General features: G+C 52.3%; 4 protein-coding genes and 1 pseudogene. 1 reads left to right on the top strand and 4 read right to left on the bottom strand.

Features of this window, described 5'->3' with window-relative positions; translation table 11 throughout:
• A partial coding sequence (locus LG31_RS21590) for a hypothetical protein (protein ID WP_238567489.1) occupies window positions 1-295 on the top strand: 295 nt, incomplete at its 5' end.
• Window positions 296-365: 70 nt separating this feature from the next.
• On the opposite strand, the pseudogene LG31_RS0107330 reads toward LG31_RS21590, so the two are convergent.
• From LG31_RS0107330 to LG31_RS0107345, 4 genes and pseudogenes are all read right to left on the bottom strand, one after another.
• Window positions 366-1,403, bottom strand: a pseudogene (locus LG31_RS0107330) (IS481 family transposase).
• 394 nt (window positions 1,404-1,797) lie between these two features.
• Entirely contained in the window at window positions 1,798-4,458 is a 2,661-nt protein-coding gene (locus tag LG31_RS0107335; protein ID WP_033113832.1) for a hypothetical protein, read from the bottom strand.
• A 57-nt stretch (window positions 4,459-4,515) separates the two neighbouring features.
• Window positions 4,516-4,968, bottom strand: coding sequence for a hypothetical protein (locus tag LG31_RS0107340; protein ID WP_152598328.1), 453 nt, complete (start codon window positions 4,966-4,968; stop codon window positions 4,516-4,518).
• Between the two features lie 81 nt (window positions 4,969-5,049).
• Window positions 5,050-8,394, bottom strand: coding sequence for an Ig-like domain-containing protein (locus LG31_RS0107345; RefSeq protein ID WP_033113834.1), 3,345 nt, complete (start codon window positions 8,392-8,394; stop codon window positions 5,050-5,052).
• Between the last annotated feature and the right edge of the window lie 14 nt (window positions 8,395-8,408).

Genomic DNA, 8,408 nt, shown 5'->3' on the forward strand with positions numbered 1-8,408 from the left:
ATATAGTGGCCTTCTTAATGTACAATCTTTTAAATCACCACCCAATAAAAATATACTTCTAGGTTATGACAATCAGATCGAACGAGAACAGCAGTCGTGGTATGTAATTCAACATGATGATGGTGCTCTTTCATTTAAAGCGGCCGAGGTATTTCCTGGTGATGCTGAATGGTGGCAAGATAGCGATAAACTACTAGATTTAGTTAGCTGCAGTAAAACCCAAGGAACCACATTGACCTTAGGTGCTGGAATATGTGGGACTCGAGGGGATTCAGTTAAATGGATGCCGTTCTAAAATTATTAAGCTAACATTATTTGTACAGATCTAGTTATCACCTGACACCGGCCTCAAACCGGTGTCTTGTTTATGCTACTTTAGTGCGCACTTCCTTCGGTATCAATTTCAGACCCTTCTTGAACAGGTTATAGGGGGTTTGACCCTCCATCATCCTGCCTTAATGTGGCCGCTTGGTGTAGTGCTCCAGGTAGCTATCCAGGTCTGTCTGCATCTGTTCTACCGACTCATACCAGGTCGTCCTCCCCTTGATTCGGAAGTGTTCATCCAGCAGTGTGCGATGCAGTCGCTCGATAAAGCCGTTGCTCTGCGGCCTGCGCACCTTGGTGGTTCGGTGCTCAATCCCCTCCAGTTGCAGGAACAGCTCGTAGGGATGATGGTCTGGGCGCCCACAGAACTCACGCCCGTTATCCGACAGGATGGTATAGACCCGTGCTTCGTGGGCCTCGAAAAACGGCAGCACCGTTTCATTGAGCACATGAACCGAGGTCACCGGCAGCTTGCTGGTGTAGAGCCGTCCCCAGGCGTGGCGGCTATAGCAGTCCAGCACGGTTTGTAGATACACCTTGCCCACGCCCTTGAGCGCGCCGACGAAGAAGGTGTCGACCGCCACCAGTTTCCCGGTGTAGTGGATCTCAATCTGACGTTCGCGAAACTCGGGGCTGAAGCGCTCTAACAGGCGAATTTGCTCGTCATTGAGCTCAATGGTCTGCTCACGGTGGGTTTTCTCGAGGCGCAACAAGCGGTCGTGTTTGGAGAGCAAGTCGTGACGTTGCCACACACCACGCACACCGCCAGGACTTACGTTGATCCCTTGCAGAGCCAGCACTTGCGCGACCCACAGCGGGCCATGAGTTGGTCTGGTGAGGGAGTAATCGAGGATGGCCTGTTCAATCTCGAGAGCGACCCGATTGGGATGAGCCCCTTTACAACCGGGCAATTTGTCGAGCAATCCCTCGGCGCCATAGGTCTAGTAATTACGGCGAATTTCGTAGAACGGCTGATGGCTGTAGCCGATGAGCTTGCAGGCTTTGCTGACGTTATTGAGCTCTTTGGCGAGCTCTAGCAGGCTGAGTTTGCGACGTGCAACTTTCTCGTTGGTGGTCATACGGTGACTCCAAACAACACGGTAGGGGTACCGTTTTGTTATCTGGTTTGAAGCCGTATGACCACTCTCTTTTGTGGGCAACTGTCAGGTGAATACCATCTCCATACATCGATTTGGGCAACAACACCTAGCTGACCGATACCTCACCGACCACAAAAACCGCTCCCAGTTATATCAGCCGTACGGTTGATGCTCGCTACACCCAATCCGAGCTCCTATGAATACAAACTGATCTGATGGCCCTTGCGGCTCCTGACGGCAATCTGTGGTGACCAACACGCGGCCTGCTGGACAAGGTCTATGTGACCTTTTTACAACCCTATAAAAAACCGGCACAACGTTAGCTGTGCCGGTTGATATAAGGTACTTGACCTGACCGCTTATATTACGCCAATCATGATTGTGGTTTTACGCACACCGCAGGCGTTCTGGCCGGTGACTCTGGCATAAAGCCGCCCCCATAAGGAACCTCATCGCCGCTATCCAGCTGAACAGTTTTGTAGACAGGTTTCTCCACTTCTTCCGATGTCCAGTAAAGATGCTCTTTGGGCCACCCGTCAGGTCTGCTTGCTTTATCTGCCGAGATATTCTTCAACTCGTCAACGGTTGGCAAACGCATACCTTTGATACGGCAATCATTGTTCGCTTGATCCCATGTAGGGAACTCGTTCACGGTCCCGGCTGCACCACCAAGTAGATATATATACCCAAGTCCCCCGTTCATCAGGTCGGCACTACTGGTCTTGCCAAAGATATAAGGTGTCACTTTGGTCTGCACGGCCAGACTCTTTCTATATACATTGTTAGTAAATGTCTGTTCAACTTCCCTGGGTTGTATTGATATCTCAATAACCTTACCGACATCCGCATTGGAAATGCGGTATGGTTTCACCGGCCCCAAAACACTGACGTCACTACCTGCCGTTAACACCTTGCTTGCTGTAGTACCTCCATAACCCCAGAGATATTTCGAAGCATCCTTCATAAACGGTGCAACATTAAGCTTATAACTGGCGTTAATCTCATTACCTGGCGTATACCCCAGTGCCATATCACGCAGTGAAAGCACAAATTCATTAAAAGTGAGATTCGGCCCTCCTGCAGGCACGTTGACTTGATAGGCCGTCCCTGACTCAGATGGGCCAAGTTTACGATCCCAAGCGTTGATGATAAATGGGGCTCCTGATACTGAGGGCGATGAGCCGGTACGATCGTCAAACTTATCACGGCTAGAAATCGGCGTAATTTGAAACCGAACATATTTACCGACATGTGTACTGATGTGACCGGCGATAAATGTGCCAGCTGCCGTCACTGTGGTGGTAATAACAGTTTTCCAATCAGAATTCGGAGCATTTTGGGCTTCTGCAACCTGCACCTCCAATCTAGAAGCATCATAGGGATAGCCTCCATTACTATGAAAGTCGTAAGTTAGTTCCATCTTCCCACCAAGACCATCTGGAACGCTGATCAGGACCGAATCCGCGGCGATGGATGGCTGGTTAGCTGGATTCACAACTCCCGGGAGCGCGGGAGCAGCAAAGCCAGAGGATACTGATTTAGGGACCGCGTCGGCAGGAAATGTATATGGACCAACTTCTTGCAAGATATGCAAATAGACAGGACCACTTCCGAATGCCGGACCAGGGGTAAAGTGGGGAGTGACCACATCACTATTCTCGCCAGTCGAGGAGTTGTAATACCACACTCCCGAACTCTGCAACTGAACGCCCATATTCGTCACTTCGTCACGAGTCACGCTAGATTTTGTCGACCACAAATAGTAGCTAAAATCTTGTGGGTGCTGATGCTGCAGCCTGTTCTTCCACTTGCCCACGTAGGCACCCGACCCCGGTGTTGTTTCCTCAACCCGAAAATTTTGCGCTTCATTCGGTGCTGTTGGGTCAACGGCAAGACCTAGACGGCGAAGAACTGGAGGCCCCACTTGGTCGTTCGCACTGTTTACTGGAGTAATGATGACATAGAGATCCGGATACATATCCACAGGCATAGGCACACGCAAGTTAGGAGTTTGTGCTGCACCTTTGTCCGTCCCCGTAACAGTGCCACTCGCCCCATCAATAGGTAGCAATGTTTTGCCACTATCCCAAGAGAATGAGAAAGCGTAATTAAACTTGGTCACATCACTGCTAGTAACATCAGTTCCCAAGCTCACACGTACCGCCACGTTACAGTTTATATACACCCGTGGCTCGCCCCGCCCACACACACCGGAACGTTCGAAGATAGTTTCAGTAGCCAGTAACCGGGGTGCAGCTGCGGATATCACCATATCACTTTGCACCGCCACAATATCTCCCACAGTGCCATTATCGGCAACCGCTGCCAGCGATACCTGTTGCCCCACATCCGCCTCGGTAAGGGTGTAAGTCAACCGCCCTGCATTAACCGATGGATCCGTACTGACCATTGAGGCGGCGTAAGAGGGGTCACTGGCCAGTGCCTTTTGTAACTCATCAGCACTCACGCCGCGGAACCACACGTAGCGCGATTTATTACCGCCGTCACCAGTAAAGGTGTAGTTGGCACCTATGGTCTTGCCTGCAACGTACTCGTTGTCTGCAGCCATGGCCAAGGCAATGGATGGGGCGGGGTAAGAGACCAGCAAGTCGCCACTGCAACTCTCGGCCCCTCGCGCGGGCAAGCTGCTCTCGACAGAGGTGCGCGGGGTCACACATACCCGCAACCGCTCGCCCGCCATCGCAGCGCTCAGTGCCAGGGATTGGCTGATCACCTCATTGCCACTGCCATCCTTTAACGGCGTGTAATCTGCACCGTCCTTGCGCAGCCATATAAACGTGGAGCCGCTCTCAGCATCACCGTCGGCATCGAAAAAATCGTAACTGGCAGACACATTCTGCCCCGGCAGGGCAGTGATAACGGTGCCCGCCCCATTGGATACGACCACCTTATCGGCAATCGGTGCATGGCCCTGTATCGGCGCGCTGGGTGCCGATACGATGGTGCTGTAGACATGGGCAGAAAAGACTGCGGCTCCAGCGATGGGAATAATTCGGGTCAATGAATGAGTCATGGTACACCTTAAAGCGTAATCAACTGGTTGCCCCAATGGGCAACGTTTAAATGTCATTTAATTACGAACTGCCGGCAGGCGCTTTTCTTCACACTGCGCCTTGATTTCGCCTGTGCGCCCTGCCAGCAATGCCACTGTGTCATCAACCGCCGGTGTTGCGAAATTGAAGCTGTCAAAGGTCTCAAAGGCCGTCACATGATAGCCTTGGCTAGCGGAGGGCAAGGGGATTGTCACCGTGCTGCTTTTCCCTGCGGGCAGTTCACTGAAAGGTTGCAATATGTCACCCGTTGAACGGCACTGGGCATCGTATGCCGAGATAACGATGTAACCACGGTGGATCATCTGCCCCCCCTTATTTTCTATCGTGGCTTTAACTTCAGCCCTCTCGCCATCAGAGATAGCAAGATGGAAGGTTAAATGTGCCTTTGGCAGGGCTGCGGCCTCGCTTTGCCCCCATACTACCGCCAGCAATAGCGTCATTAGCGCCAGACGAAGTGAAACAATATTCATATACTGCACTCTCATGGTTCAGAAAAGTAACGGCGCTCCTGGGAGCACCGTTTCGTTATGTAGTAGGTTCTGCGTCCTCTTTTATTCTGATTTCGGCGTAATGTTCACCAACAGCTGACCTCGCTGGTCAGACTTATTGAGGGTATAGGTTGCCCCACCATTGGTCCCGGCCACCGCACGCACTTCATCCCCGACTTTCAACTTCCAGTCATAGTCGAAACGATCTGGCTGGCAATCCGCAGCCAGTACAGAGTCAGAACAAGTCAGTGCGGCTTGCCAAACGGAACCGACAATCGGTGTAGTTGCATCGGCGCCATCCGGATGAACCCCAGCAATGGCGACCTCGGAGTAACGTGTACCACTGGCATACCCGACAGACACCGTAACGCCGATAAAGTCGCTAACAAAGTTCACATTGACTGTTCGTGCAACACTATTGAATGTCGCAGTCACAGAGGTCACACCCGCAGTGACATTGGTAAGAAATGCAGTGGCGTAACCCGCGCCATCTGTTTCCACCTCGGTATCAACCACAGCGCCGTTGCCAGCACTGAAGCGTACTTTTTTCCCAGCGATCGGATTGTTATTTACATCTGTCACTCGGGCACTGACACTGTTTTTGGAAATACCATCCGCTGGGCGATTGTCATCACGAACCGTCAAGCTGCCGTCCAACAAAGTCGCGGTGGATTCATCACCGATAAACTCGGCGGTAATCGTAGGCCAGCTCCCCTCCTTATCCTTGATCTTGGCCGTCACCTGAGTTGGGCCGGACTTAATGTTGGTCAGAGTGACAATGGCCAAGCCGTCTTTGTCTGTTGTGACCTCTGATTTGGACAAGATGGCAGTATCTGTTTCACCTCCGGCGCGTGACGTGCTGAATGCGACCACCTGATCAGCCAGCAGATTACCGCCCGCATCTTTGACGATGGCATGTACTACGTGAGTATCTGTGCCATTGGCCACAACCGGGTCGGTGGTCATGAGTTTCAGATCACCGGCTAATATGGTGGCAGTGCTTACATCAGTCTCAAAGCTTGTGTCTACCGTTTTCGGGGACTCATCACCAACGGTTGCACTCACCACAGTCAGCCCAGCCTTGCTGTTCTTGACGGTGATGATGGCCTTCCCGTCTTTATCGGTCGTCTCCTCACTATTGGAGAGTACAGCGGTCGGGTTATCCGCGACAAAGGCCACCGGTATGCCTGTCAGCAGATTGCCATACTGGTCTGTTACGATGGCGGTCACCTGGTTGGTCGCACTGTTGTTGGCGAGTGCACCACTGGTGGCCGTCAAGGCGCCATCAGCAATCACTGGGTTGGCACTGTCAGCACGGAAGCTGGTATCAGCCCCCTCGGTCTGGCCATTTACAGTGGCATACACCTTTATGGTGCCAGCCTTGGTATGCGAGATGAACGCGGAAACCTTGCCATTTTCATCCGTGATATCAGTGATCAGACGCACCTTCGCAGCAGTGTCAGAGGTAGTGAATGTCACCTTCTGCCCGGCAGCGGGGGCACCTTTGTAATCGCTCACCAGTGCCACCACTTCGTTTTCATCTGTGGTCCCGACCACGGAATCGTCCTTCTCGACAGACAAGTCACCGGACAAGATGCGTGACAAGGCGTTGAAGGTCACATCAACCTCTTCTGTGGTGCCGTTGATCGTTGCAGATACCTTGCTGACACCTGCAATGGTGCTGGTGATATTGTTGGCTGCAATACCGTTCTCGCCTGTCTTCACTTTTTCAAGTGCAACGACAGCACTGTTTGTGGCAGCGAATGTCACCTCCAGACCTTTGATGGGGTTGTTATTGGCATCGACCACCAGGGCCTCCACACTATTAGGAGTGATTCCATCAGCCAGCATGCCGTTGGTAACTGCTTCCAATGTGCTTACCTTTGCCGTTGTCACATCTGCAATAAACACGGTTGGGACTGAGCGCAGTGTCTTATTTACCCTCGCTAATACGAACGTGACACCGGCAAGCGTGTTGGTCACGGTTGCAGTAGCGATACCATCAGCGCTAGTCGTGCCCACAACCGTCGTCACAACGCCACCATGGTCTGCGCTAAAGGTCACTTTGGCCCCAGAAACCAGGTTATTATTTGCGTCCGTGACAGTAGCCTGAACTCTGTTAATGCTTCGCCCATCGGCAACAGCTTCATCCTCAGTAACAAGCAGGTTGGACTCGGTAATCGTTGCGGTCGACACATCTGCCACAAAGTCGGTTCGTTGAACGACGGTCTTGCCAGCGAAGTTCACTGACACATCGGTCTGCCCGGCTCTGGTATTGGTGACTTTGGCGATAGCAATTCCATTTGTTCCAGTTGCGATCTCTTCGCTGGCGTCTTTATTTGCCAGCAAGCCACCATTATTGGCACTGAACCGAACCTTCACCCCTTGCACCGGGTTGCCATTGCCATCGGTGATCTTGGCATGCACCTCATTGGCGGCAGTACCGTTGGCTGGCTGACCTGTTACTGCCACCTCCACGTTATCCTCCAATAGTTCTGCAGTAGCAGGATCCCCGATAAAGGTGGTTATAATACGGCGTTCAACTCCGTTCAGCGTCAATTTGGCTTTCACTTCAGAAGGGCCGGCCACTGTGCTGGTGAAGGCAACCGAGGCATAACCTGCAGCATCAGTCACTGCATCTGCGGTACCTACAATTTCACCATTGGATACGCTAAATGAGACAGGTGTCGATGCAACTGGATCTTCCGTTTCGGTAAGCACTCGAACTTGCACTTCGTTCTCTGCACTGCCATCCGCTACCGAGTTGTTCTTGTCATCCTTGATGACGATCTCGGCAATGCTAGGGGTAGCAAATGCGCTGTCGATGCTGTAAGTCTTGCCATTCACTTTCGCCGTGACCGTTGAAACCCCGGATACCGTGCTGGTCAGCTCGACCAGAGCAACCCCAAGCTCACCAGTATTCACCGACGAAGCCGACAGGGTGCCGACAGTTGCATTAAAGAACACATCAATGCTCTTCACCGGATTGCCCCCGGCGTCGGTCACTCGCGCTGCAATGACGTTGGCATGGCTACCGGTCGGCAACGAGTTGTTACGAACCACCCTCAGATCACCCGTAGCAATGTCTGCAGTGCCGCTGTCAGCCACAAAGATGGACGTTGTCTCTATCGGAGTATTCTCTGCCACTTTCGCGGTAAGGGTGTTCGACCCCGCCTTGGGACTGACCAGTGATGTTGTCGCAATACCGTTGCTATCGGTTCTCTGCACAATAGTGGTCCCCCCGGTCATTGAACCAAACTGAGCATCACCGGTCTTGACCGTAAAGGTAACGTCCATATCTTTAATTGGGTTGTTCTTGCCATCCGTGACTTTGGCACTAACAGCATTCGCCCTAGTGCCATCGGCGATCGCGCCATTCTCAGCAGTGAAGTTAGCTGTAGTGATCACCGCCGTGCTGCCGT

The sequence above is a fragment of the Aeromonas lacus genome (assembly GCF_000764665.1).
GTDB lineage: Bacteria > Pseudomonadota > Gammaproteobacteria > Enterobacterales > Aeromonadaceae > Aeromonas > Aeromonas lacus.

Bases quoted from the DNA above. Each gene is read 5' to 3' on its own strand.
- LG31_RS0107335 (WP_033113832.1), bottom strand. From the start codon at position 4,458: ATGACTCATTCATTGACCCGAATTATTCCCATCGCTGGAGCCGCAGTC.
- LG31_RS0107340 (WP_152598328.1), bottom strand. From the start codon at position 4,968: ATGAATATTGTTTCACTTCGTCTGGCGCTAATGACGCTATTGCTGGCG.